The organism is Phocaeicola faecium, assembly GCF_014837055.1.
GTDB classification, from domain to species: domain Bacteria; phylum Bacteroidota; class Bacteroidia; order Bacteroidales; family Bacteroidaceae; genus Phocaeicola; species Phocaeicola gallinarum.
Window position 1 is genome coordinate 1 of the sequence record NZ_JACSPQ010000047.1, and the last position, 1,074, is coordinate 1,074.

At 64.1% G+C, this 1,074-nt stretch carries 1 pseudogene; it reads right to left on the reverse strand.

Features of this window, described 5'->3' with window-relative positions:
• Nucleotides 1-1,074: pseudogene (locus H9626_RS15790) on the reverse strand (TetM/TetW/TetO/TetS family tetracycline resistance ribosomal protection protein); the annotation flags it as partial.

Sequence of the window (1,074 nt, forward strand, 5' to 3'; positions counted from 1 at the left end):
GTACACATACTCCACATGCGCGAACTCGGGGACCTTGTACCACTTGACCGGGTAGCCGGTGCCGTGGGCGCAGAATACGGAATCGGGGGTATTGTCCAAATCCGACTCCGGATCGTAATGTGTCTCGCGTACTACGCGCTCCTCGTCATGGCATGGACGGTAGCCGGCGAATGTGCAGCTTAATCGCCCTCGACCGTGCGTGTACGCGTTCACGTCCATCGCGTAGTCGCGCATCTCGGAGACCGGGCACTCCCCCGTCAGCACGGCGTAGTCGGCATCCGTCGCGGAACCGGTAGACGCAGCCGCGCCAGAACCGAAACCAGCGCCCGCATCGTCTCCCATCTCGAAGGTACCCGCCATGCGCTGAATATCGGACATCGCCCGTCCGACCATATCCTGCGGCACCTCCAATCGGAACCGGTACCACGGTTCCAACACACGGCAATACCCGTATCGGCCAGCGTGTCCAGTCGTCACAGCACCGCCGTCGCTATCCGAACCACGATCACCCGACTGTACACCGCCCGACATCGCTTCCTTCACGAACTCAGCATCGGTCTGTCCTTCCGCCGCCGACGGTCGCCCCGAAACGCCCGCGCGCAGCTCCATCAGCCCCTGCCGTACGGCCCGGTACGTGGCCTGCCGGAAATCGCCGCCCTCCGTATGCTTCAAGTGCGCGCGACCAGCCACCAGCGTCAGCTTGACATCGGTCAGGGGTGCGCCGATCAGCACGCCCAAGTGCTCGCGCTCCCCCAGATGCGTCATGATCAGCCGCTGCCAGTTGCGGTCCAGCACGTTCTCGCTCACCGCGGTCGCAATCTGTACGCCGCTGCCCGGCGCGCCCGGCTCCAGCCGGATATGCGCCTCGGCATAATGCCGTAGCGGTTCGAAATGGCCGACCCCCTCAATCGGTGCCGTGATCGTCTCCCGATACAGGATGCCGCCCGGGCCGAACACCACGTCCAGACCGAATCGATCATGCAATTCCTGTTGGATGATCTCCAACTGCACGGCGCCCATCAGCTGCACATGCACCTCACGCAGCCGCTCCTGCCAGACCACATGCAGCAGGGG